The organism is Neobacillus sp. FSL H8-0543 (assembly GCF_038592905.1).
Lineage (GTDB): Bacteria > Bacillota > Bacilli > Bacillales > Cytobacillaceae > Neobacillus.
This window is the reverse complement of record NZ_CP151943.1, coordinates 2,077,460-2,099,877: the sequence shown is the minus strand read 5'-3', so window position 1 is coordinate 2,099,877 and position 22,418 is coordinate 2,077,460. Positions and strand designations below refer to the sequence as shown.

The following is a 22,418-nucleotide window of genomic DNA, read 5'->3' as shown; positions in this document are numbered from 1 at the left end:
CGGTTTTGTAATAATGGGTGAAAAGCGGTTCGGTTTCGTTAAAAAGTATTAATTGTAGTTTAGCGTTTACAGCTCTATTAATAGGGAGAGCTGCTGATCGATTTTCAAAACTTTCATAGTCACATAATCTCTCCTTATCAACTAAGGAAAGATTATATGACTTCTGCCACTCTAGCTTATGCATATTGAGTTTTGAGGCTTTTTATCGCCCTGGTAACAGCCCTATAGGGATTCGTAACATCCACTCCTAGCCCAGTTGGCCCGTCTAACACATTATAGAAATCTGGGTGGAGCATGGTGGTTGCCACCGCAGATGCTTGATATGTCCCATCGGCTAAGTAAAAGATCTCCACATAGTAACATCTGCGTCTATACACAAATTTCTCCCAAACTACCATTTTTTTTACCCTCTGCATCAACTTGCTTCACCCCAACAACATCATATTTAATTTGTTTGTAAAAGAATCTATTAAGCTAAATTATATCGTTAGTGGGGCACATAAGTTACCGATATTTTCATTACTTGAGTTTTAACTATTATGTAGGTGACAGTGATAGTAAATCCCAAATCGTAATTTACGATTTGGGACGTTTTATTTTCTCCTTTTCATCAGGTATGAAGGATATTGGTAAATGATTTCTGCCTGAATATTTGTAAAAAACTCATCAATCTCCATCCCAAATGCTTTTGCGAGTAAAGAGAGCAAGAACCCTAGTGACAGGCACCTTCCAATGATTACGCCGGGAACTTTGTATGAACAATATGCTGTAATAGTGATAGAATAATAGTTTATCTTGTTTTAAGTAGTCAAAGAAGTGAGGAATTGATGGTGAAAAAATTTAAGAAGTTTTACTTAGAGATTACAAGTGTATGTAATCTTGCATGCAGCTTTTGTCCACCAACAGAACGACAGAAGCAATTCATTTCTGTGGAGGATTTTTCTAAGAGATTAGACCAAATTAAACCGCACACAGACTATATTTATTTACATGTAAAAGGTGAGCCACTGCTCCATCCTAAAATAGATCAATTGTTAGACTTAAGTCATGAAAAAGGGTTTAAAGTGAATATCACAACCAATGGAACATTAATTAATAAAAAGAGGGAAAAATTATTAAATAAGCCTGCACTAAGACAAATGAATTTCTCACTCCATAGCTTTGATGGCCATGTTGGTTCTAAAGATAAGGAAGGGTATGTGAGAAGTATCCTTTCCTTTATTAAAGAAGCAACTAGCCAATCAGAAATGATTGTTTCCCTGAGATTATGGAATCTTACACAAGACAATACGACGAATATTGAAAGAAAACGAAACAGAGAATTACTAGAAATTATTGAGAAAGAATTTGATTTAGACTACAAAATTGAGGAGAAGGTTGAACCAGGAAGCGGAGTGAAAATTGCAGACCGCATCTTCATCAATCAAGATTACGAGTTTCAGTGGCCTGCGTTACATGAAGAAGAAGATGATGGGAAGGGCTTCTGCTATGGCATGCGAAATCAAGCAGGTATTTTAGCAAACGGAACGGTTATTCCTTGTTGTCTAGATGGTGAAGGAGTTATCAACCTTGGAAATATAAATGATCATTCATTTTCTGATATTATCGAAATGGATCGGGCAAAAAACCTTTTAGATGGTTTTTCGCAAAGAGTGGCAGTGGAGGAACTATGTAGAAAATGCGGATATCGAAAAAGGTTTGGAAAATAGGCAAAGCCAGGGGGACGGTTCTAGTGGCTCTTTTCTACCGTCTTGTTCGGCACCAGCACTAGATACATAATTTTCGGTGCCTGTCACTCCCCGAAGTTTGATAGATTTTGTCTAAGATTGATATGTTGTTAGATAGTTAAACAGTGATAGAGTGGAGTTGCAACTGAATATTGTTGGGGTGGCCGGGGTGTCGATCTCCTTTTCCTTTGGTAGGAGAGGAGGTGATAATCATGGAAACTTTTCTTGAAATTCTCAGAGAAGTTCTGAAGGGAACTCAGGTGCCAGGCACAATCCAGTGAATTTCCAATAGTAACATCTATAACCCATTTCGTAAGATTTGGGCAGGCGAGGAAGATAAAATGCAGGGAGACTCTCATGCTTTGGGTTATGAGTAGAAGAAAGTTGCTATGTACCAAAGGAACATGATTCGACGCATTTTCTAATAGAAACTCTCTATTTATGGGTGGTTGGTGTTGTTTTAATCAATCGTTTGTGTAGTATCAAAACGTGCCGATTTTTGCAGGTTACTAGTTTTTATAAATTAATATTGAAGATAGTTAGCGAAGGCTAAGACCTATCATCGACAGAAAAATTTTTAACAAACTGGGCTGTGTTCGTTTAATTAAAGGGTTTTGGACGTATTTAATCAAACGATTAGTTAGTGAAATTTTTGCTAATCAAACGTTTGATTGTTTTTGTTGTTTTTGCCGTTATGGAGGGGTTTGAGTGACTTTTGAGGAGAGAAGTTTGTCGAGAGGTGGTTTTGTAATAATGGGTGAAAAGTGGTTTGGAAATCCGTGGCTAATGGATGCCTTCTATGTACATAAAAGTAGGTAATAAGGACAGGTTGGAGAAGAAATTTTTGCGAATTGAGAGATTTCCTCTAGGAGAAAGAGCGAATAGATTCTGAAAAATATTCTCTTAAAACTCTGTAACAACAAGCCCTTTATGATACCGTTTACAAATAGTGAAAATTTTATCGAATAATAGTGTTGACATTATATTCTGTTTTTTGCATAATAACTAATGTAAACGTTTCAATTATTTTAAAAAACAAAATTGAAACGTTTCAATAAATAGAAATAGGTGAAACAAGTGCCCACGATAAAGGATGTATCACGCTTGTCTGGGATTTCCATTGGGACGGTTTCTCGGTATCTCAATGGCTATAAAGTCAAACAAGATAACCAAGAGAAGATCCAGGAAGCAATCCAGCAACTAGATTACAAAGTAAACCAAACTGCAAGAGGATTAAAGACAAACAAAACGTATACTGTCGGTGTATTAGTTCCAAGCATTACTGATATTTTCTCCAATCAGGTCATAGAGGGTATGGAAGAAATACTAGATAACGAGAATTATAGTCTTATTGTCTGTAACGCCCGAAACAACCTGAATACGGAAAAGGAAAAGCTTCGCTTCTTAAAAGAAAAACGAGTGGACGGTATCGTAATGATGCCAGTTTCCGACCAGAATGAGCATGTGAAAGAGATCATTGATGAGGGTGTTCCTCTTATTTTGATTGACCGTCTTCTTGATGATGTCGAATGTGATGCTGTTGTTTGTGATAATGTAAACGGTTCCTATCGAGCGATGGAGGAATTAATTTCCTGTGGTCATCGCAGAATTGGCATTATCGCTGGTCCATCCAATGTCTATACTGCGTGCGAACGTCTGAATGGATACATCAGGGCGCTTAGTGATTATGGAATTGCCATTGATGACGACCTTATTGTCCATGCGGAATATAGGAAAGGGAGCGGGGTTGAGGCCTACCAAAAACTAGTTAATATGGAAAACAAACCGACGGCTATCTTTGCGACAAACTATGAAACTACCTTGACCGGAGTGAAATACTTTATGGAAAACGGAATCAAGATTGGCGAGGAAATGTCTCTTTTTGGCTATGACAACTCTGAAGTATTTCAAATGCTGACACCTTCCATTGCGACCGTACTTCAGCCGATGGGGGAGATTGGCGAACATGCTGCCCATCTTATATTGAAGCGGATTGATAACGATTATTCGTTTTTTCCCGTGGTAAGCCGCTTAAAGACGAGTATTCTCTCAGGCACATCAGTGAAAAGACTTATCTAATGGATCAGGGGTTAGCTTTTTAAGGAGGTGATGGATGGGGACAGGTTGAGGTACATACATTGAAAAAAGTGAAATTCGATAAATAACCTTAATTGATTAGAGGAGGAAATAGAAATGAAAAAAATGTTGGCCTTACTTATAATCTTGAGCATGATCGTGTTAGCAGCTTGTGGTGGAGAAAAGTCTTCAACATCAAACTCTGGAGAGAAGGATGCTAAAGATGAAATTACCATTGGTGCTTCTCTTCTTACTCAGTCCCATCCTTTCCAAGTAGCAATCAAAGAAGCAATTGAAAAAGAAGCAGGTAATCAAAAAGTGAACGTGGAAGTTGCGATAGCTGATCAAGATTTAAACCGTCAGATCTCTTCTATTGAGGATTTCATCAACAAGGGTGTAGATGCAATCATCATGGTTCCTGTTGATTCAGATGGTGTTAAAGGAGCGGTATTAAAAGCTAAAGACGCTGGTATTCCAGTTGTAACCGTTGACATTAGTGCGAACGATGTAGAAGTGGATTCTCATATCTCAACGGACAACTATTCAGGCGGTATGATTGCGGCAGAAGCAATGGCTAAGTATCTTGAGGGCAAAGGGGAAGTGGGACTTACCACGTATCCTGAAGTTCAATCCGTTCGTGACCGTATCGATGGATTTAAGGAAAATGCGTTAAATCACCCTGATATGAAAATTGTTCAGGAACTTCCGGGACGTACAAGAGAAGAAGCGAAAAAGGCCTCTGAAGACATGCTGACAGCAAACCCGAATATGGTAGGTATCTTCGGATTTGGTGATGATATGGCGATTTCAGCAGACCAAGCGATGACAGATCGCAAGGTAGATGGTGTTGTTATTGGATTTGATGGACTGGAAGAAGCAAGGAAAAAAGTTGACGAGGAAAATACATTTAAAGCGGTAGTTGTTCAGTTCCCTGATAAAATGGGCCAAGAAGCAGTCAAAAATGCTGTGAAGCTGGCAAATGGAGAAAAGGTTGAAAAAGAAGTGCCAATCACTCCAGGTCTTTATGTGACTGGAAAAGGATTTGTGGATGTAAAAGTAGAAAACGGAAAAGTAATTATTTCAGAGTAATCCATTTGGGGGAAATGCTGCTTCTAAAGGGCATTTCTCTTTATAAAAGGACGTGAAACCAATGGGAACCATCCTAGAAATGAAAGAAATCAAGAAAGTATTCCCTGGAGTGGTGGCACTCGATGGAGTTAATATTTCCTTGCATGAAGGGGAAGTATTAGCACTTCTTGGAGAAAACGGGGCTGGAAAATCAACGCTGATGAAAATCCTCTCCGGGTCTTATATTCCGGACGGGGGTCATGTTGAACTGTTCGGTCAAAAAACTGACATTCAGAATGTCGTGCACGCCAGAGAACTTGGAATATCCATTATCTATCAAGAGCTTTCCTTAAGTCCGAATATGACAGTCGCGGAGAATATTTGGGCCCTCTATGAGCCTGTGAAATTTGGTCTCATTGACGATAAGGAGATGGAGCGGAAAACAAAGAGACTTCTCGATGAACTTGGTATCGAGATTTCGCCGAGTGCCTTAGTGAAGGACCTTTCGCTTTCAAGTCAGCAGATGGTTGAGATTGCAAAGGCTGTTTCATCTAATCCAAAAATCATTATCATGGATGAACCGACATCCGCCCTTAGCTCTAAGGAAACGCAAACACTTTTCAGTATTATCACGAAACTAAAAAGTGAGGGTAATTCAGTCATCTACATTTCACACCGAATGGAAGAAATTTTTGAAATTACCGACACGGTAAGCGTCCTTCGGGATGGGAAATATATTGGCACTGTTGATACAAAGGATACCACCCCTGACGATTTGATTACGATGATGGTAGGAAGAAGTATGGAAGAGGTTTATCCACCAAAGGATTTCAAGCGGACAAGTGATGAAACCTTGCTTGAAGTAAAGGATTATCACAAAGAAGGAAGTTATCATAACGTTTCCTTTTCCCTCCGTCCTGGTGAAATTCTTGGTCTCTACGGCCTCATGGGCTCCGGGAGAACGGAAATTGTTCAAGGAATTTTCGGAATGCTTCAGAAGGAACGGGGAGAATTATTCCTTCATGGAAAAAGTGTAAATATCAATACTCCACTTAAGGCCATTGAAAAGCGAATCGCCTTTGTTACAGAAGATCGCAAACATGAAGGGCTTGTGTTAACCTCCAATGTTCATGAAAATATCACTCTAGCCAACCTGGATAAAGTGTTGAACAAGTTCAGACTGATCCAACATGATAAGGAAGTAACCATTACCAACCATCATGTGAATGCTCTTAAAATAAAGACCCCAAGTATCTATCAGACTGTTAACAAGTTAAGTGGGGGGAATCAGCAAAAAATTGTTCTTTCCAAATGGTTTGAGATTGAACCAGAAATTCTTATTTTAGATGAACCAACACGAGGAATTGATGTTGGCGCTAAATTTGAGATTTACAAGCTAATTATTGAACTGGCCTCTAAGGGAGTGGGAATTATTTTGATTTCCTCCGAACTACCGGAAATTCTGAATATGTCCGATCGTCTCTTGGTCATCAAGGATCATGAGGTGACAGTCGAACTTGATCCAAAACAAACGAGTCAGGAAGAAATAATGAAGTATATCACAAAAACGAATTCCAATTAGACGGATGTCACCTCTTAAAGGAATAAGGAAGGGGTTCAACTATGAAGTGGAAACAAGCTTTCCAAGACAATAAAGTAATAAAGACATACGGAGGAGTCCTTGCTGCCTTATTAGCACTGGTTATCCTCTTTGCCATTTTAAGTCCGCACTTTTTGAATACAAATAATCTATTAACTGTTCTAGCACAAGTTTCCATTATTGCGATCATGGCATTTGGGATGACCTTTGTACTAATGATTGGCGAAATTGACCTTTCGGTAGGATCGATTGCTGCATTATCCGGTCTTATCCTCGGTCTATCACTTTCATGGGGACTAGGAGGACCACTATCCATTGTAATTACTCTTCTTGTTGGAGCAGCAGCTGGGTTTGCAAACGGACTGATTTCTGCACGTCTTCGTATTCCAACCTTTATCGTAACGGTTGCAACTATGGGGATTTTCAGGGGGCTTGGATACGCGACTACTGATGCAAAGCCGGTTGGGGTCGATGATTCATTCATCCTGTTTTTAGGAAATAAGAAAATATTTGACGTGATTCCAGTACCAGTCATCATCGTGATTGTCCTCTTAATATTCTCGCACATTCTATTAGCCAAGACTAAATTTGGCAGAAGAGCGAAGATGGTCGGGGGAAACAAGACGGCAGCAGAATATGTCGGCATTAATACGAAATCCCTTCAAACTAAGATCTTTATGATTTCAGGCGTTGCGGCAGCTATTTCCGGTATCCTTTTGACATCAAGACTCTATTCTGCACAACCGAATACAGCAAGCGGGTATGAACTTGATGCCATAGCGGCTGCAGTTCTTGGTGGAACGAGCCTTTCCGGTGGATATGGTACAGTATTTGGTACCTTTATCGGTGCCTTGATTATGGGTGTTATTAATAATGGTATGAACTTGATTGGCCTTCCTTATTTTTACCAACAGATCGTTAAGGGACTCATCATCATTATAGCGGTGTATATAGATGTCCGGAATAAAGGTAGAATACTAGGGAAGTAGGAGGGATGAGGAATGGCAGATATATTAACTATAGGAGAAATCCTCGTCGAAGTAATGGCTAAAAAGGTGGGGCAAACGTTCGATGAAACGGGTGAATTCATCGGACCGTTTCCTAGTGGCGCACCTGCTATATTTACAGACCAGGCTGCAAAAATTGGCAGCACGGCTGGTATCTATTCCACCATTGGAACCGATGCTTTTGGAGAGTTGAATTATCGTAAACTAGAAGAAGATGGTGTGGATGTTTCGATTATAAAAAAATCTTCACAAAAGACAACGGGTGTAGCGTTTGTTACCTACAAGGAAGATGGAGACCGGGACTTCATTTACCATATTCATGATTCTGCCTGTGCTCTTATTGGTCCAGATGACATTAAGAAGGAAGATTTTCTGGAGTGCAAGTATTTTCATATTATGGGAACTTCGTTATTTACTGAAGGACTCCGTGCTGCTGTGAAAAAGGCAATCGGCTTCTGCAAAGAAACAGGGACGAAAATTTCCTTCGATCCAAATATGCGGAAGGAGCTACTGAAAGACCCTGTCATGAAAGAGTTTTTGGAATATATCCTCAGCCACTGCGACATCTTTCTGCCTGGTGGCGATGAACTCAAACTTCTTCTTGGAACGAATGATGAGGAAAAAGCGGTTGCCTCTCTTCTTGAACAGGGTGTCCAATATATCATTATCAAAAACGGTAGCAAAGGCACTCGGGCATACAGCAAGGATACTGCTTTTAAGGTGGAACCGTTGAAAGTAGTTGAGGTGGACCCGACTGGGGCTGGTGATTGTTTTGCTGGTACATTTATTTCCTGTCTGAACAAAGGAATTAGCTTCCGTCAATCGGTCATGTACGCGAATACAGCTGGGGCTCTTGCCGTAACAAAAAGAGGCCCAATGGAAGGTAATACCTCTCTCGAAGAGATAAAGGGCTTCACTAAATAAAACATAATATGGAGGAAATCAAATGAGTGTTGTATCAGCGAAGGAAATGTTAGAAAAAGCAAAATTGGGACGTTATGCGGTCCCAGCATTCAATATCCATAACCTCGAAACGGTCCAAGTCGTTGCAGAAGCGGCCGCTGAATATGAATCTCCACTGATGCTTGCGGCTACTCCTAGTACATTGTCTTATGCGGGAACCGATTATTTGCTTGCCATCGCGAATGTTGCGGCGAAACGGTACGGAGTTCCCATAAGCATTCATCTAGACCATGCGGAAGATGTTGATTACATAAAAAACTTGATTGAAATGGGCTATAAAAGCGTCATGATCGATGCTTCCCACCACCCTTTTGAAGAAAACATTAAGATAGTTCGTGACGTTGTCGACTTCGCAGCGAAATACGGGGTGTCAGTCGAGGCTGAGCTTGGTAGATTAGGTGGAATTGAGGATGATTTGGTGGTGGATGATAAGGACAGTTTTCTCACCGATCCAGAAAGCGCAGTCGAGTTTGTAGAAAGAACGGGAATTGATAGCTTTGCGGTTGCCATTGGGACGGCTCATGGTCTCTATAAATCTGACCCAAAACTAGACTTTGATCGCCTTGGCATTATCAATGGAAAATTGGATCTCCCACTTGTCCTTCATGGTGGTTCTGGTATTCCAGAAGCGGATGTAAAACGGACGATTGAACTTGGAATTTCAAAAGTGAACATTGCAACTGAACTAAAAATCCCATTTGCAGAAGCTGTGAGAAAGCACCTTATTGAGAACGCGGATGCCAATGATCCTCGTAAATACCTAACACCTGGTAAGGAAGCGATGAAAAAGGTAGCCATTCAGAAAATACTTATGTGTGAAAGTAACGGTAAGGCATGATTACAACCATTACCTTGAACCCATCAGTGGATCGAAGGTATATGATTGGGGAATTTGAAACGGGGAAGCTTTTCAGGACTTCGGAATATGCAGCAACAGCTGGAGGAAAAGGGCTAAATGTGACGCGTGTCGCCCATTGCCTGGAAGCCCCCGTGATAGCGACAGGGCTTCTCGGGGGAAAAAGCGGGGGGGTTATCGAAGCGGAGCTAGATCATGCTGGAATTTCACATCAATTCCTTGGGATTGAAGGGGAGACAAGAAGCTGCATCGCCGTTCTCTCACAGGATGGCGGGCAAACGGAAATCCTTGAATCAGGACCTATAGCACGAAACGAGGATGTTGCCAATTTTCTTTTGCACTATGAAACACTGCTGAACCAAACGTCCGTGGTCGTGGCTTCGGGAAGTCTAATGAGAGGGATGCCCGTTGATCTCTATGCAAGGATTATCGAATTAACTAGGGAAAAGAACATCCCCTTCTTGCTCGACACGAGTGGGGAGGCACTTCGCGAGGGGATTAAGGCTTCTCCGAGTCTTATTAAGCCGAACCAAGAGGAACTTGAATCTTATGCGGGCAAGTCACTTCAGAACGAAGAGGACTTGATTGCTGTAGCAAAAGAACTAGCAGAACAGATTCCAACCGTAGTTGTCTCTCTTGGAGGCGAGGGGAGCCTTGTCGTACATAAAAAGCAGGTGTATCGTGTCCACCTCCCCAACGTCGTGGTTAAAAACCCAGTCGGATCAGGTGACAGCATGGTTGCAGGTTTTGCAGTTGGGATTTTAAGAGGATATGATATTAAAAAAACAATCGCCTTTGCTGCTGCTTGTGGCACAGCCAACGCCATGGAAGAATCAACGGGTGCTGTTGATAAGGATCTTGTAGCGGGTTTAATGAAGCAGATCCGAGTTGTACTCATAGAGTAATATGACAAAATTCCAGTGCCTTTACCATAGCCATCAAGTTAAGCGAATAAGTTTCAATCTTCACAAAAATGACCTATCCTTTCTATGAAAATAATAGAAAGATAGGTCTATTTATGTTTAATCGTGTGTGGATGGGGGGAGGTCCAGGTGGCTTTTTTCTACTGTCTTGGTTCGGCACTTTCTCATGTTTCATCGAACTTTTGGTGCTGGGTTAGAAGAATTTGCTGTGTACTGGAGGGACATGTTTCGACGCATTTTCTAATAGAAACTCTCTATTTATCGCTGGTTGGATGGTTTTAATCAATCGTTTGTGTAGTATCAAAACGTGTTGATTTTTGTAGGTTACTAGTTTTTATAGATTAATATTGAGGAAAGTTATCGAAAAATGGGACCTATAGTCGACAGAGATTTTTCTATCAAACTGGACTTAGTTCGTTTAATTAAAGGGTTTTGCATATATCTAATCAATCGATTAGTTAGTCTATTTTCCGCTAATCAAACGTTTAATTAGTTTTGCTGTTTTTGTTGTTATGGAGGGGTTTGAGTGATTTTTGGCGCGTGAAGGCTGTCGAGAGGATTGTTTGTAATAACGGGTAAAAAAGTGGTCCGGATTTACGGTCTATAGATGAACCAGGTAAGACTTCCAGTCGAAGAACAGGGGATTTCAACTTGCCTGTGTCACCTGTTGTTAGTGCAAAACCCCTTAACCTCGACTAATTTCATTTCATCCGCTCAGGTAGATTCTGAATCGATTGGACGACGACATCGAGTTTTGATTCAATTCGATGCAGCAAGTAGAGCGTCACAACGATTGGGAATCCGACTTCACTAATGAAGGGAATGATCTGCTCCATATGTTTTTTCTCCTTTCTTTTATTTTAACTCTGTTATGACTGAATGTTGATTTCACTACATTTGAAAATAAGCGGTAAAATTCCGTTTAAATTGGGAAATACCCATATTTCCTTTAAAATAGAGGAAGTTTTTCCGGTTATATTATCAAAATATTTGGATTTTGTCTTATTTAGAGGAGTTAATCGGAATATCTCCGCTTATATCTGTCTCTTAAGCTTCCTCTATATACATTAGCCGGAAATTCTCCGCTTATGAATTCTCATCCCTAAACGAAAATCAACAATGAATAATAACAGAGCCTTTATTGTAGAAAGAGACCGGCTCCATCGCTGAATCCGGCCTCTAACTTTATTAAACAAGTTCATAATCGGTTACGTTGCGTTCGATGACACGTGCTCCTTTGGCAGTGACGAATTTACCTCCTGATGTGAAGAATACTTCAGCTGCGATAATCGCTTCCATCGCTTGTTTAACGACAGCTTCCTCAATCGGTTCCTTCGGGTTATCCACTGTAAGTCTAGCGTTGTTCCCACCCTCGGTCACAAACTGCAATTCTAGTGTTTTTGCCATTTTGTTCACCTCCTATCATTTGAGATTTTTTCTACCATTACGCTAAAAGATCCAAGCTGTCCATACGTTGCGCGCCGCTAAGTTCGTCGCCAGATAAACTAACGACTGCCTGTGTAACCTGGTAAAGCTGATCCGCTGTTACTGCTTTGTTGACGTTTCCAAAGGTCTTGGCTTTTAGGATTGGCTTGCCATCTTCATCAATCCCTGCCTGGAAAACCAAACGCAGCTTCGACTCTGCTAAAAGTGTTTCTGCCATTTCAATCACCTCCTTTCACCTTCTATATACATAAAAGTAGGTGAAAAGGACAGGTTGGGAGAAAAAATAGTTTAGAGGGACCAGGATGATTACAGCCATAAGAATGTACCGCTTCTGCCACCTTTTTTACCAGGGCTTGCCATGGGATTTACCACTTGTAGCCATCGTGTTAACCAATGGGGTAATTTCAGGAAACTGCATTTACAACGTTAAGGTTCTAAAAACATAAAAAAGCTTAATTCCTCCGTATTTTTAGCGAGAAATTAGGCTTATGATTTTCCACAAACGCCCCCATATACTTTACGTACATTTCTTAACAATACAGAGTTTGCGAAAACAAGAAGATACGCAGGATAGTCAGTTCCTTTTTTGTGTTCTGGATGCGGTTGTTTCCCTTCATAGTTATATAGGGAAGGGTGGAGTCCCGTTTGGCGAGTACAGAGCAGGAACACAGATAGACAGTCTTGCCGCTATGCTTCTATCCACTGATGGGATATGTTATAGCCCAGTGGGGTATTTTTAGTGTGGAAAAGAGATATATTTAACATTAAATCAATGATAGGAGTTGAGCTTAAAAATGAATATTCAAGAGTTTTTAATGAAATATGAAAAGTTTTTAAGGCAGGTATGTAAGTTGGGGGAAAGCTCGATTAAAGATTATATTGGGCGTGGTAACGGTCTTATTAATAGAGGAATATACAATGGAGAATCCACCATTACCGCTACTATGCTAGCTGAGATTGAAAGACAGTATAAGAAAAACTCTGTAAAAAATTATGTTGTTGCACTAAGGTATATGATTGAATCCAAAAAGAAAAATGAATAAAAACGGTGGATAATGAAAGGATTGAACGGTTTCACATCCCTTAAATTTCAATTACCTTAGAATCTTAAAACGTCTCAACCTCTAGTTTAACAAAGAGCCGCAGCTGCGACTCTTTGTTAAACTCAAGCACCCGTTCGCTGAGTAAGAACCTTATCTTTTGTTTAGTTAACAAGGAAGTCATCCTGATATTAATCATCGTGTTTTGTTTTAATCAAGGGATATTAAAATAGGAGAAGCAGTAATTGCACTCTTAAGATATTCATTTAGAGAAGGATTAAAATACCAAAGTAACCCACCTATTATTACTGCGGATACTGCATATATTGATAAACTTAATATTATCTGTTTACCTACACTCATATTGCCTCCTAATTGATAAAGCCAATAAAGTTTCAACGTAAAAGTTATAGCCTACCGGTATTTTTCCTTTTGAGAATGCAAAATGCAAATTTTATTATGGACCCGTTTTGCTTATTAAGTAAACGCACCCGATAGTTTAAGTAGAATCCTTCACAATCTCTTCTACAACTTAAAATAACTCCAATTTAATTTTGTTGCTGCAAAATCTGATTGATTAGAAAGAGACGCCTTCTTATTCAAGAAAGGCGCCCTTTTCTTGATAGAACTAATAACCTCTAAATTCATGAAGGAGGACACTTAATTCTTCGTTCTTTTTAATAAAATTATACAGGTAATCCTCTGTAATAATAAACTGTTCTCCGTTCTTACGTTTTGTAGCTAAAGTCTGTTTACCATCATCAGTTATTTGAAAACTGTGAATAATTCTATTCCTCATTTCAATAACTTCAGAAAACCGAGAAGTAATTTTTGTATCTGAAAACTTAGTTATAGTTTCCTTTATTGGTTGACTAAGTTCACCTGAAGTATAATCAATTAATTCGTGCCAATGAAACCTGTTATTCTCATCATTTCTAAGTATATTTTCAATGATAAATGCATTGTTAGAGTTGAAAACACAGATTGCACTTCCTAACAATTCTCTATACTTCCTTGACGGTAAAGATTGTCTACTATATTCTTCATACATTTTCTCTATTCACCTCACTATTCAGGGAAAACTTTATTTCTAGTATCATTCATAAAATTATTTATTAATCTAACAAAATGGCCCGATTGTGGAAGATCATAGCAACCCTTATTTTCAACTATTGCACCCGTTACTTTAAGTGTATAATTTCACAAAGTAGCGAAAAAGTAGTTGTTGCATGAGTAATATCCATGTACTATTCAATAAATAGATCTGTATTTTAAAAAAGTATATTACAACTAGAATAAAGATTATAAAGCTGAAGACACTCATATCTTCAGCTTTATAATCTTTAAATAGTTAAACTACTTCCATATATCCATATATTTTTTTTTGTATTTTTTGTCGTCAACCGTATCAATTAAATCCAGAGCCGTTTGTTTAATAAACTCATCATTGAAATAGTCATATAAATTTTTCATGTTTTGAATAATGTCATTACGAATTAAAGTAAAATTCTTTTCATCTGCACATTTTTTAAAGCGTTCAACCATAAACTCCATAACCATTTCTTTTTGGGCTGTACCTGCAATTCCGACTTTCCATATAGATTGGAGACTATGTCTAGCCGTAACAAACTTTTCATCTTTTGTTACCTCCCACAATTTAGGGAAATCTTTCATAATTCTCATCTCTGGGTCGCTTTTAGCTAGATTGGCTAAATATTGTGCTGCACGAGAGCGTTGATGGTTATCTTTATGAGTTAAGTCCTCTATTAGTTGATTCCATACCTCGTAAGCCCAATCAACTTGTTGATCAGTTGCATTTAAAATATTTTGATAGGCTTCATAACTCTCATCTTTATCGCCCGATTTTGATTTTTCAAATGCCAATTTTATTTGATTATCCATTTTTCCACCACCTTATTTCATGTTATTACGCTGAAATGTAGTAATTTAATTATTTTTCTTACCAAAATAATAACATACACTATTTGCACAACTCCAAAAATAACCATTACTGTAATAAGGCTTTTATCTCTAAATTAACTAACCTGCACCGTTAGCACAATAAGATAAGCCACCAAAATGGCAGCTGGTTCCTCAAGTATCGCTCCCTTTAGTTTAAGTGCATTCCTTCACAATCTTATCAACCACCAAAGACTTTGCTAAAATTTAACTCTTGAAATAATATGAGATGTATGTAGAATATAAGTAATTGTATAATTTAAATGTTTTCTAGGGTTCCGTAACTTATTGTTGGTCTGGTCCGAGAGAAAACTCACAGCTTTGCTGTGTCACGGAAGGATAAAAGCCTGGGAGAAACTGTTTAACAGTTATCTCTTAGGCTTTTTTTTGTTTTTTTTTGGTAAGAATAAAATTGGAGGTATCTTTTAGATGAATAAAGACTGGATTAAAGTATTTGTTGCTGCTTTTTTTGAAGTATTTTGGGTTATTGGATTGAAACACGCGGATGACTTTTGGACTTGGGCTGGAACTGTTATTGCTATCATCATCAGCTTCTATGTAATGATTATGGCAGGACGAAAACTTCCCGTGGGAACTGTATATGCAGTTTTTGTTGGTCTAGGTACAGCAGGAACTATCTTTTCAGAAATCCTATTCTTTGGAGAACCATTTAAAGTGGAAAAAGTACTCTTGATTTTACTTTTATTAGCAGGAGTAATTGGCTTGAAATTAGTTACAAAAGACAAAAACCAGGAAGGAGCTGATTCCTAATGGCGTGGATATCTTTAATCTTAGCAGGACTATTTGAAATGTTTGGTGTTGTTATGATAAATAAATTGCATAAAGACAGGAATTGGCAATCATTACTTCTATTAATTCTAGGATTTGGAGCAAGTTTTATATTTCTAGCTTATGCGATGAAATCACTACCTATGGGGACAGCTTATGCAATATGGACAGGGATTGGTGCGTCTGGTGGTGCAATATTAGGAATGGTGTTATATGGTGAATCAAAAGACTGGAGAAGAGTTGTTTTTATAGCAATGGTTTTAGGTGCAGCAATAGGATTAAAACTCGTTTCATAAAGGAATTTTTCAATTTTAGATGAAGAAGATAATCTGTTTATAATAAGCTAATTATCTTCTTTATTTTCTATTCTTCTTAAACTAAACTGCGCCTTTAGTTCAATAAAAAATGGCCAACGCAATGGCAGCCAGATCTTCAAGTAACGCACCCGTTACTTTAGATCAAGATGGCAACGGTTGTATAAATATATAAATGAATGTGTTCCCTTTCTTTTACTGCTTTTTATTCTTGGGTACTGCAAAAATTCCACCTTCCAAAAATTGACCTCCTCCCATCAGAAAATTATCATCATCTACTATTTCTGGCCAATTGTACCCTTTTAGTGGTGCTGTAACGTCTATCGGTATTTGGACCTCATCATCGATATCTCTATTACAAAAAGTAGTAAGCTCTCTTAATCCTTCATATTTTTCACAATCTGTAACCATAAACGCTATTGGAAAATATTTTAGTAAGCTAAACATACCTATTTCCTTAAAATTACCACGAACTTTGAGCATTGCCACATCTCTAATTATTATTGTACTGCTATATGGGTAAATCCAATAAAAAACTTTTAAATTATCAGGTACCTGTTTACTATCATTAAAAACAAATTCTCTTAGAGATTTGTCAATAGTAGTAATGGATTGTATTATTTCTGAATTAAAAGAAGTCGAGGATCCATCACTTATTCGATATGTTTCGGAACTCATTCTTAAGCAGGATATTCGCTGCCTCTATGAAATTTTTTGTGGACCAGAAGAGATGTTTATCGGTGAGGAAGCAGTAGAAGAAGAAAATGATACATATATACATCCGGAACATGAGGAGTATAACGATACATCCATGCAACAACAAGATTTATATCCAGATAGAGGGGGTAATCCAGACCGTGAGAATCCCTTACAGAATCATCAAAACGATGTGAAGGAAATGGTAGAGTTTTGGGGTCGTTGGGGCAAGAGGGTATTCAGGGCGATTCCCATGGTTCATCGAACTCTTGGTGATGAGTTAGAAGAAATCCCGTCAGGTATTGGGGTGACAAGTTTCGACACATTTTCTTATAGAAACTCTTTATTTATCTATGGTTGGGTTGGTTTTAATCAATCGTTTGTGTAATATCAAAACATGCAGATTATTGTAGGTTACTAGTTCTTATAGATAAATATTGATGAAATTTATCGAAGGCTGAGACCTATCATCGACAGGAATTTTTCTAACAAACTGGAAAATGTTCGTTTAATTAAAGGGTTTTGGCCATATTTAATCAAACGATTAGTTAGTGAAATTTCCACTAATCAAACGTTTGATTGGATTTGCTGTTTTTGCTGTTATAAAGGGGTTTGTATGAAATTCAAGGTGAGAAGTTTGTCGAGTGGCATTATTGTAATAAGACCAGATGTCTAGACATTGGGGTCCCCCGCTTGACCAGATAACTCAAATTAGGATTATAATTATATAGAATAGGGCCTTGGTGCAGTTGACAGTTGTGAAAATCAAGTTATGGGGAGGTTGCCGAATATGATGAATAAAGAAATAGATAATCCCTATCAAATCAATAAAATAATTAGTGGAACGGTTAAGTTTATAAGAGAAGATCGATTTTTCATGGGATTTTTTGTTGATGGAAAGCTCAAAAGTGGATACGTCCCTCAAACAGAAATGACGTGTTCCTTGTCTGATATCAATGAAGGTCAAATACTTGAAGTGAAAATCATTGATATATTTGATGAGCAAAGAGAAAATGGTCTCATACTATCAATGATACTTGATGATGAATCACTCAAGAAACGGAAAGGAAGACTGGAAAAGTTAAAGGTGAAGGATTCAAAAAATGAGCTATGGCTTGCCGAAAAAAGAGAAAGGGCTGGAATAGTCCTTCGTTACAATGAGGGGGAGCTTGTACAAGGAAAGGTTTTAAAAACATTCGATAAAGAAGCCCCTCGTGCTCGATGGATAAAATATCGAACAATAATGGTCCGATTGGAAAATCCAAGAACAGGTGAATTCCTGGATGTACAGCCACATGAGAGAGAACTGCTTGCCATGCATTTCAAAAGAGGTCAAATTTTCACATTTAAAGTAAAGCGTGTTATACCAACTATAGGCTGTGTAGAGGTGTCTATGATTTTGGAAGACGAGACACTGGAAGAAGAAAGAAAAAGGTTATCCTATTTTGGATTAGTTCCGGAGAGCGATATTACGTATATTGATAGTCCGCCTAGACAGGATCCGGAGTTAGATAGAATGATTGAAGCACAGATTCGTGAGGATGCATGGGAATACAATGAGAATCATTGATGGTAATGAATTTTGGGCTCAGACCCCCGCTTCTGGTACTACCTAAATAGCGGTGGAGTCATGCAAACGGGATGGGAGTATATTGGGGGAACCTGGTACTATTTCTATAGTGGTAGTAAAATGGTAGCCAATACCAAAATAGGTAGCTACATCATCGGACCTAGTGGAGCTTGGATTAAATAAAAGATTATATAAAACCTACAGGATATTTCTGTAGGTTTTTTTCGTAGTTTATATGAGACTAACCGCTAGTATGTGGTGAACCCTTCATAAGTAATTGAGGACATAAAAAGAACAAGCCAAAGTATCAAGTTTTGTATTGGAAACTTGAATATTTCAGGCACTCACCTTTTTCAATTTTAGAAAAATGCTATGACAAAATAGGTAATTTCTACTATATTGAATATATTGGAATTTTACTAGAAATGGCTTGGCACACATGACAATCGGGCCAATTTCAAAAAAGGGATGATACGATGATCAGGAAATGGCTTGGATGGACTCTTGTTTTACTGCTGTTGCTAGCGGGCTGCGGCAAAGAATCAAATGAGTCAAAGGAATTTGAAAAGTATATCAGAAACGGAAGTAATCTGATGCGGATGGACCAATTCGAGGCAGCCATTGATTCATTTAAAATGGCACTGGAAATAAAACCTGGCGACAAACAAGCAAAAACATTATTAAATGAAGCAAAGGCTGGAATAGCTAAACGGGAAGAAAGTGCAAAGGCAGCGCAGAAGGCTGCCAGGGAAAAGGCACTGGCGTTAAAGGAAACCCTGACCGATCAAATTTATAATTTGAAACTTGAGGAATCAGACGGAAAGTTCTTCATGAATGGGATTACCCTCTTAATGTCAAAAAATGAGATTATCGATAAATGGGGGGATCCCGATTTTTCAGGCAGACCGGATCCTGATATAGAGTTTAGCGAGGGCGATTATGACAAGTGGACTGTCATGTCTTATGGAGATATACTCATGACTTTTTATTCGGATATCCTCAGGTATGTCAAGATCACCCCCAACGACTATGTTTTTGAAACCCAGTGGTATGGAAGATTGGGCAGTGCCGATGAAACAAATGATGACGGGTATATATATAATTTGGACGAGCAATATATTATCTTTAGTTCGTATAAAGAAAATAAGGATCCCGTTATTTTTTGGAGGGAACTGAATCCCCAACCTCTTCCGGTAGAGGAAGAACAAACAGTGGATTCCCTTGTAAACGGAATGGATCCGACTGCCTTTGTTGAAGTCTTCAACTCCCACTATGAGGTAGTCTATCAGACGGCCAATAACACATACAGAGAAAAATTCGGAAAGGACTTTGAAAGAATAACCCTGGATAACAATTTTATGAGAAATGGGAATGAGTTCTCCTTTAAAGTTGGCGATGAGATGATGCTGTCGGGATTTTTAAATGAGAACGGCACAATCGATGGAGTTGGCCTTGTAACGTATGTTCGTGGAAGCATGCCGGCGGATGGGGAACAGAGCCAAAAAGATTGGGACAATTCCACTCAGCAGGTGTTGATCAAGATGGCACTAATCAGGGCCTCCGATCCGGATCTTGGAAAGACGGATGTTGATGATATTTTAAATGAGATAATGGATCAACAATACAAAGAATTCAAGGACTCCGCTTTGGTAGAGATAAATGGATTACAAATTGTAGAGGAAACGAAGCAGGAGGAGCATGTGAATTTATTTATGATCAAAGTCAATTAGCTGAAAGAGCCAATAGGCATTGGCCCTTTACAAACAAATCAACGTTTGTAAATACTATGGTCCTAAAAACAGGTTCCGTTCATAATTGGCGAGTTTCTTTATTAGGAATACAAAAACCTTATTTATAGAAATATACTCCACTTACTTGTGGTACCGTTCACTGTAATGCTTCAAAATGATGTTCTCTTGGATTTTTGAGATAAAACTCACTCCCTTTTAAGATGTCTTATCTCTATCAGTATCCAGTAAAAGTAAGATAAGCGGAGATTTTCCGGTTAGATGCAGAATGGAGCTCGTTTCGGGGTATATAAGGGGAGGTTTTCCGGTTATTCAAAGCAAAATCCCCCATTTTCACGTTTTTTGAGTTAATAGGCGGAATCTCTCCGTCTATTTAAGCTAATTTCGATCCTATCTATTGAATAAGCGAAATTATTCCGTCTATTTATCAGATCGGATGCTTAACCTCATCCCCAAACCGATAAGAGCGAACCCTCTTGATTTTAGATGCAGGAATCAGCAGCTTGTTATCGACCAGCATATAAAAGTCGTTAAAATTGGTACTCAAAACGGTACTGCAAATGACAGAGGTTTTTACCCTCTTTTTAATTGTACAATACTTATTGACCATCATAATATTGATGGTCAATTGCTATGTCAAAGTTAAGATAATTTCGTAGAAACCTTGTTAAATAAAGAAAAAGAGGTATGCCAATTCATACGTCAATTCTTGTGTCTTTTAATAACAAAGCACCCGAAAACGGAATCCTTTAAGATTTTTCTGGTTACCCTTTTTTTTGTCTTATTTTTAGCGGACTATGGTGCCAGGCAATCCAGTGAATTTCCAATTGCAACATCTATAACCCAAATCGTAAAATAATGGCAAGCGGGGAGAATAAAAGGCAGGGAGACTCTCATGTTTCATTGAGTTTTGGCTGATGAGTTAGAATATATGTTGTCCTGTATCTGGCGACAAGTTTCGATGCATTTTCTAATAGAAACTCTTTATTTATCAATGGATGACGGTTCCCTCGTCCTCAATATCTAAAAAGATGAGTTTCATTTTGCATAGTCTCCTTACTCATTTGTTACATTAAAAATAAGTGACCAATGGACGTGCTTTTTGGCCACTTATAATGTTATTACTAATTTTCCCCACAAAAATTGAACGGATCTTATAGGTTTTCTCCATTTGTCGCAATCACCTTTTTATACCAGTCAAAACTTTTCTTTTTTATTCTCTTCAATGAACCGTTGCCTTCATTATCTCTATCCACATAAATATAGCCATAGCGTTTTTTCATTTCACCTGTTGAGGCACTAACAAGGTCAATGGGTCCCCAGCTTGTGTAACCGAGAATTTCTACCCCATCATAAATGGCCTCTGCCATTGCAGCGATATGCTTTTTTAAATAGTCAATGCGGTAGTCGTCTTTGATTTCTCCTTCAGCGGTGACTTCATCGACCGCACCGAGTCCATTTTCAACGACAAACAATGGCTTTTGATAGCGATCGTATAACTGATTTGCGGTAATTCGGAAGCCTTTCGCATCAATCGGCCATCCCCACTCAGACTTCTCTAAGTATGGGTTTTCAACTGAAGCAAACACATTTCCACTCGTGATCTGATTTAAGATTTCTGGATCTGTGCTTGTTGCCCGGCTTCCATAATAGCTAAATCCAATATAGTCGACAGTACCATTCTTTAAAAGTTCTTCATCGCCCGCATCCATCTCGATGGTTAGATTATTGTCTTTAAAGAATCGCTTTGCATATCCTGGGTATTCACCACGTGACTGGACATCAATAAAGAAGAAGGATTCACGGTCTTTTTCCATTGCCTTAAAGACATCATCTGGATTACATGTATATGGATAGGTCATACCTGCCGCAAGCATACAGCCAATCATTGCATCTGGGATGATTTCATGGCAGGCTTTCACCGCTAGTGCACTAGCAACAAGCTGATGGTGTGCTGCTTGATATTGAATTTGCAGCTTATTTTCACCTTCTTTAAAAACTAGCCCGGCACCGACAAACGGTAAGTGTAATAACATATTGATTTCGTTAAACGTCATCCAGTATTTCACTTTATCTTTATAACGGTTGAAAAGGATAGTAGCGTATTTTTCAAAAAGCCCCACAAGCTTGCGGTTTCTCCAGCTTCCATATTGTTCAACGAGATGAACAGGTACATCAAAATGAGCAATCGTTACTACTGGCTCGATGCCGTATTTTAATAATTCATCAAACACATCATCGTAAAATTTTAAACCCGCTTCATTTGGCTGCTCATCGTCTCCATTTGGAAAAATTCGCGCCCAGGAAATCGAAAGACGGAAGGATTTAAAACCCATCTCCGCAAAAAGAGCAATATCCTCTTTATAACGGTGGTAAAAATCAATGGCTTCATGTGAAGGATAAAATTCTCCTTTAAGCGGTGTAAAGGAATCAACATTTCCAGTTAAAACATCCCAGCGTTTTTTACCAGTCGGCATTAGGTCAACTGTAGTCAATCCTTTTCCATCTTCTAAATAGGCACCTTCAATTTGGTTGGCAGCAGTAGCACCTCCCCATAAGAAACCTTCAGGAAAACCATTCGTATTCTTTACCAAAACATTCTCCTCCTTTTTTATGATAAATCAGTGAGGAAAAAG

24 protein-coding genes and 1 riboswitch are annotated in these 22,418 nt (G+C 38.6%); of the genes, 15 read left to right on the top strand and 9 right to left on the bottom strand.

Annotated elements, in window-relative coordinates; all coding sequences use genetic code 11:
• Positions 1 to 176: 176 nt before the first annotated feature.
• On the bottom strand, positions 177 to 353 hold the full coding sequence (locus NSS81_RS10380; RefSeq protein WP_342433424.1) for a hypothetical protein: 177 nt from the start codon (positions 351 to 353) through the stop codon (positions 177 to 179).
• 477 nt (positions 354 to 830) lie between these two features.
• Between NSS81_RS10380 and NSS81_RS10375 the strand changes: the two genes are divergently transcribed.
• From NSS81_RS10375 to pfkB, 8 genes are all read left to right on the top strand, one after another.
• A complete protein-coding gene (locus NSS81_RS10375) occupies positions 831 to 1,709 on the top strand; it encodes a radical SAM/SPASM domain-containing protein (RefSeq protein WP_342433991.1) in 879 nt (292 codons plus the stop codon).
• 1,095 nt (positions 1,710 to 2,804) lie between these two features.
• A complete protein-coding gene (locus NSS81_RS10370; RefSeq protein ID WP_342433423.1) occupies positions 2,805 to 3,806 on the top strand; it encodes a LacI family DNA-binding transcriptional regulator in 1,002 nt (333 codons plus the stop codon).
• 114 nt (positions 3,807 to 3,920) lie between these two features.
• Positions 3,921 to 4,892, top strand: coding sequence for a substrate-binding domain-containing protein (locus NSS81_RS10365; RefSeq protein WP_342433422.1), 972 nt, complete (start codon positions 3,921 to 3,923; stop codon positions 4,890 to 4,892).
• A 61-nt stretch (positions 4,893 to 4,953) separates the two neighbouring features.
• Positions 4,954 to 6,453 (top strand): sugar ABC transporter ATP-binding protein, encoded by a 1,500-nt coding sequence (locus tag NSS81_RS10360; protein ID WP_342433421.1) that lies wholly within the window; start codon positions 4,954 to 4,956, stop codon positions 6,451 to 6,453.
• A gap of 41 nt (positions 6,454 to 6,494) precedes the next feature.
• The gene (locus NSS81_RS10355; protein ID WP_342433420.1) at positions 6,495 to 7,460 is read left to right on the top strand and encodes an ABC transporter permease; all 966 of its coding nucleotides are present in this window, start codon (positions 6,495 to 6,497) and stop codon (positions 7,458 to 7,460) included.
• A gap of 12 nt (positions 7,461 to 7,472) precedes the next feature.
• Positions 7,473 to 8,402: a sugar kinase gene (locus NSS81_RS10350; protein ID WP_342433419.1), complete on the top strand. Its 930-nt coding sequence runs from the start codon at positions 7,473 to 7,475 to the stop codon at positions 8,400 to 8,402.
• 22 nt (positions 8,403 to 8,424) lie between these two features.
• The gene (locus tag NSS81_RS10345) at positions 8,425 to 9,279 is read left to right on the top strand and encodes a tagatose-bisphosphate aldolase subunit GatY (protein WP_342433418.1); all 855 of its coding nucleotides are present in this window, start codon (positions 8,425 to 8,427) and stop codon (positions 9,277 to 9,279) included.
• Positions 9,276 to 10,202 carry a 1-phosphofructokinase gene (pfkB, locus tag NSS81_RS10340; protein WP_342433417.1) on the top strand — a complete coding sequence of 309 codons (927 nt, stop codon included), beginning with the start codon at positions 9,276 to 9,278 and terminating at the stop codon, positions 10,200 to 10,202. The genes NSS81_RS10345 and pfkB overlap by 4 nt, the downstream gene beginning before the upstream one ends.
• A gap of 719 nt (positions 10,203 to 10,921) precedes the next feature.
• On the opposite strand, the gene NSS81_RS10335 is transcribed toward pfkB, so the two are convergent.
• The 3 genes from NSS81_RS10335 to NSS81_RS10325 all read right to left on the bottom strand — a co-directional run bounded on the left by NSS81_RS10335 (position 10,922) and on the right by NSS81_RS10325 (position 11,883).
• Positions 10,922 to 11,056: a YvrJ family protein gene (locus tag NSS81_RS10335; RefSeq protein WP_342433416.1), complete on the bottom strand. Its 135-nt coding sequence runs from the start codon at positions 11,054 to 11,056 to the stop codon at positions 10,922 to 10,924.
• Positions 11,057 to 11,408: 352 nt separating this feature from the next.
• Positions 11,409 to 11,627: a DUF2922 domain-containing protein gene (locus tag NSS81_RS10330; protein WP_342433415.1), complete on the bottom strand. Its 219-nt coding sequence runs from the start codon at positions 11,625 to 11,627 to the stop codon at positions 11,409 to 11,411.
• Positions 11,628 to 11,664: 37 nt separating this feature from the next.
• A complete protein-coding gene (locus NSS81_RS10325) occupies positions 11,665 to 11,883 on the bottom strand; it encodes a DUF1659 domain-containing protein (RefSeq protein ID WP_342433414.1) in 219 nt (72 codons plus the stop codon).
• An 85-nt stretch (positions 11,884 to 11,968) separates the two neighbouring features.
• Here NSS81_RS10325 and NSS81_RS10320 point away from each other — a divergent pair, with 85 nt between their 5' ends.
• A complete protein-coding gene (locus tag NSS81_RS10320; protein WP_342433413.1) occupies positions 11,969 to 12,112 on the top strand; it encodes a hypothetical protein in 144 nt (47 codons plus the stop codon).
• A gap of 348 nt (positions 12,113 to 12,460) precedes the next feature.
• A complete protein-coding gene (locus NSS81_RS10315; RefSeq protein ID WP_342433412.1) occupies positions 12,461 to 12,709 on the top strand; it encodes a hypothetical protein in 249 nt (82 codons plus the stop codon).
• A 207-nt stretch (positions 12,710 to 12,916) separates the two neighbouring features.
• On the opposite strand, the gene NSS81_RS10310 is transcribed toward NSS81_RS10315, so the two are convergent.
• The 3 genes from NSS81_RS10310 to NSS81_RS10300 form a co-directional block, all read right to left on the bottom strand.
• Complete coding sequence (locus tag NSS81_RS10310) at positions 12,917 to 13,069, bottom strand: hypothetical protein (protein ID WP_342433411.1); 153 nt, start codon at positions 13,067 to 13,069, stop codon at positions 12,917 to 12,919.
• 265 nt (positions 13,070 to 13,334) lie between these two features.
• Positions 13,335 to 13,757, bottom strand: a complete 423-nt coding sequence (locus NSS81_RS10305) for a selenium binding protein (RefSeq protein ID WP_342433410.1) — start codon at positions 13,755 to 13,757, stop codon at positions 13,335 to 13,337.
• Positions 13,758 to 14,062: 305 nt separating this feature from the next.
• Entirely contained in the window at positions 14,063 to 14,608 is a 546-nt protein-coding gene (locus NSS81_RS10300) for a hypothetical protein (RefSeq protein WP_342433409.1), read from the bottom strand.
• A gap of 316 nt (positions 14,609 to 14,924) precedes the next feature.
• Positions 14,925 to 15,021, top strand: a riboswitch (guanidine-I (ykkC/yxkD leader).
• A 73-nt stretch (positions 15,022 to 15,094) separates the two neighbouring features.
• Here NSS81_RS10300 and NSS81_RS10295 point away from each other — a divergent pair.
• Both NSS81_RS10295 and NSS81_RS10290 read left to right on the top strand, forming a co-directional pair.
• Positions 15,095 to 15,436 (top strand): multidrug efflux SMR transporter, encoded by a 342-nt coding sequence (locus NSS81_RS10295; protein WP_335463632.1) that lies wholly within the window; start codon positions 15,095 to 15,097, stop codon positions 15,434 to 15,436.
• Positions 15,436 to 15,750: a multidrug efflux SMR transporter gene (locus tag NSS81_RS10290; protein WP_342433408.1), complete on the top strand. Its 315-nt coding sequence runs from the start codon at positions 15,436 to 15,438 to the stop codon at positions 15,748 to 15,750. Before NSS81_RS10295 ends, NSS81_RS10290 begins: the two co-directional genes overlap by 1 nt.
• Before the next feature lie 213 nt (positions 15,751 to 15,963).
• On the opposite strand, the gene NSS81_RS10285 is transcribed toward NSS81_RS10290, so the two are convergent.
• Positions 15,964 to 16,251, bottom strand: coding sequence for a hypothetical protein (locus NSS81_RS10285; RefSeq protein ID WP_342433407.1), 288 nt, complete (start codon positions 16,249 to 16,251; stop codon positions 15,964 to 15,966).
• A gap of 124 nt (positions 16,252 to 16,375) precedes the next feature.
• Between NSS81_RS10285 and NSS81_RS10280 the strand changes: the two genes are divergently transcribed.
• From NSS81_RS10280 to NSS81_RS10270, 3 genes are all read left to right on the top strand, one after another.
• Complete coding sequence (locus NSS81_RS10280) at positions 16,376 to 16,852, top strand: hypothetical protein (protein ID WP_342433406.1); 477 nt, start codon at positions 16,376 to 16,378, stop codon at positions 16,850 to 16,852.
• A 402-nt stretch (positions 16,853 to 17,254) separates the two neighbouring features.
• Positions 17,255 to 18,034: a hypothetical protein gene (locus NSS81_RS10275; protein WP_342433405.1), complete on the top strand. Its 780-nt coding sequence runs from the start codon at positions 17,255 to 17,257 to the stop codon at positions 18,032 to 18,034.
• A gap of 476 nt (positions 18,035 to 18,510) precedes the next feature.
• Complete coding sequence (locus tag NSS81_RS10270; RefSeq protein WP_342433404.1) at positions 18,511 to 19,764, top strand: hypothetical protein; 1,254 nt, start codon at positions 18,511 to 18,513, stop codon at positions 19,762 to 19,764.
• A 1,172-nt stretch (positions 19,765 to 20,936) separates the two neighbouring features.
• Here NSS81_RS10270 and NSS81_RS10265 read toward each other — a convergent pair.
• Positions 20,937 to 22,376: a 6-phospho-beta-glucosidase gene (locus NSS81_RS10265; RefSeq protein WP_342433403.1), complete on the bottom strand. Its 1,440-nt coding sequence runs from the start codon at positions 22,374 to 22,376 to the stop codon at positions 20,937 to 20,939.
• Positions 22,377 to 22,418: the final 42 nt, after the last annotated feature.

Excerpts from the sequence above, each read along its gene's own strand:
- NSS81_RS10365 (WP_342433422.1), top strand. The coding sequence starts at position 3,921 with ATGAAAAAAATGTTGGCCTTACTTATAATCTTGAGCATGATCGTGTTA.
- NSS81_RS10360 (WP_342433421.1), top strand. The coding sequence starts at position 4,954 with ATGGGAACCATCCTAGAAATGAAAGAAATCAAGAAAGTATTCCCTGGA.
- NSS81_RS10355 (WP_342433420.1), top strand. The coding sequence starts at position 6,495 with ATGAAGTGGAAACAAGCTTTCCAAGACAATAAAGTAATAAAGACATAC.
- NSS81_RS10350 (WP_342433419.1), top strand. The coding sequence starts at position 7,473 with ATGGCAGATATATTAACTATAGGAGAAATCCTCGTCGAAGTAATGGCT.
- NSS81_RS10345 (WP_342433418.1), top strand. The coding sequence starts at position 8,425 with ATGAGTGTTGTATCAGCGAAGGAAATGTTAGAAAAAGCAAAATTGGGA.
- pfkB (WP_342433417.1), top strand. The coding sequence starts at position 9,276 with ATGATTACAACCATTACCTTGAACCCATCAGTGGATCGAAGGTATATG.
- NSS81_RS10335 (WP_342433416.1), bottom strand. The coding sequence starts at position 11,056 with ATGGAGCAGATCATTCCCTTCATTAGTGAAGTCGGATTCCCAATCGTT.
- NSS81_RS10330 (WP_342433415.1), bottom strand. The coding sequence starts at position 11,627 with ATGGCAAAAACACTAGAATTGCAGTTTGTGACCGAGGGTGGGAACAAC.
- NSS81_RS10325 (WP_342433414.1), bottom strand. The coding sequence starts at position 11,883 with ATGGCAGAAACACTTTTAGCAGAGTCGAAGCTGCGTTTGGTTTTCCAG.
- NSS81_RS10320 (WP_342433413.1), top strand. The coding sequence starts at position 11,969 with ATGATTACAGCCATAAGAATGTACCGCTTCTGCCACCTTTTTTACCAG.
- NSS81_RS10315 (WP_342433412.1), top strand. The coding sequence starts at position 12,461 with ATGAATATTCAAGAGTTTTTAATGAAATATGAAAAGTTTTTAAGGCAG.
- NSS81_RS10310 (WP_342433411.1), bottom strand. The coding sequence starts at position 13,069 with ATGAGTGTAGGTAAACAGATAATATTAAGTTTATCAATATATGCAGTA.
- NSS81_RS10305 (WP_342433410.1), bottom strand. The coding sequence starts at position 13,757 with ATGTATGAAGAATATAGTAGACAATCTTTACCGTCAAGGAAGTATAGA.
- NSS81_RS10300 (WP_342433409.1), bottom strand. The coding sequence starts at position 14,608 with ATGGATAATCAAATAAAATTGGCATTTGAAAAATCAAAATCGGGCGAT.
- NSS81_RS10295 (WP_335463632.1), top strand. The coding sequence starts at position 15,095 with ATGAATAAAGACTGGATTAAAGTATTTGTTGCTGCTTTTTTTGAAGTA.
- NSS81_RS10290 (WP_342433408.1), top strand. The coding sequence starts at position 15,436 with ATGGCGTGGATATCTTTAATCTTAGCAGGACTATTTGAAATGTTTGGT.
- NSS81_RS10285 (WP_342433407.1), bottom strand. The coding sequence starts at position 16,251 with ATGCTCAAAGTTCGTGGTAATTTTAAGGAAATAGGTATGTTTAGCTTA.
- NSS81_RS10280 (WP_342433406.1), top strand. The coding sequence starts at position 16,376 with ATGGATTGTATTATTTCTGAATTAAAAGAAGTCGAGGATCCATCACTT.
- NSS81_RS10275 (WP_342433405.1), top strand. The coding sequence starts at position 17,255 with ATGATGAATAAAGAAATAGATAATCCCTATCAAATCAATAAAATAATT.
- NSS81_RS10270 (WP_342433404.1), top strand. The coding sequence starts at position 18,511 with ATGATCAGGAAATGGCTTGGATGGACTCTTGTTTTACTGCTGTTGCTA.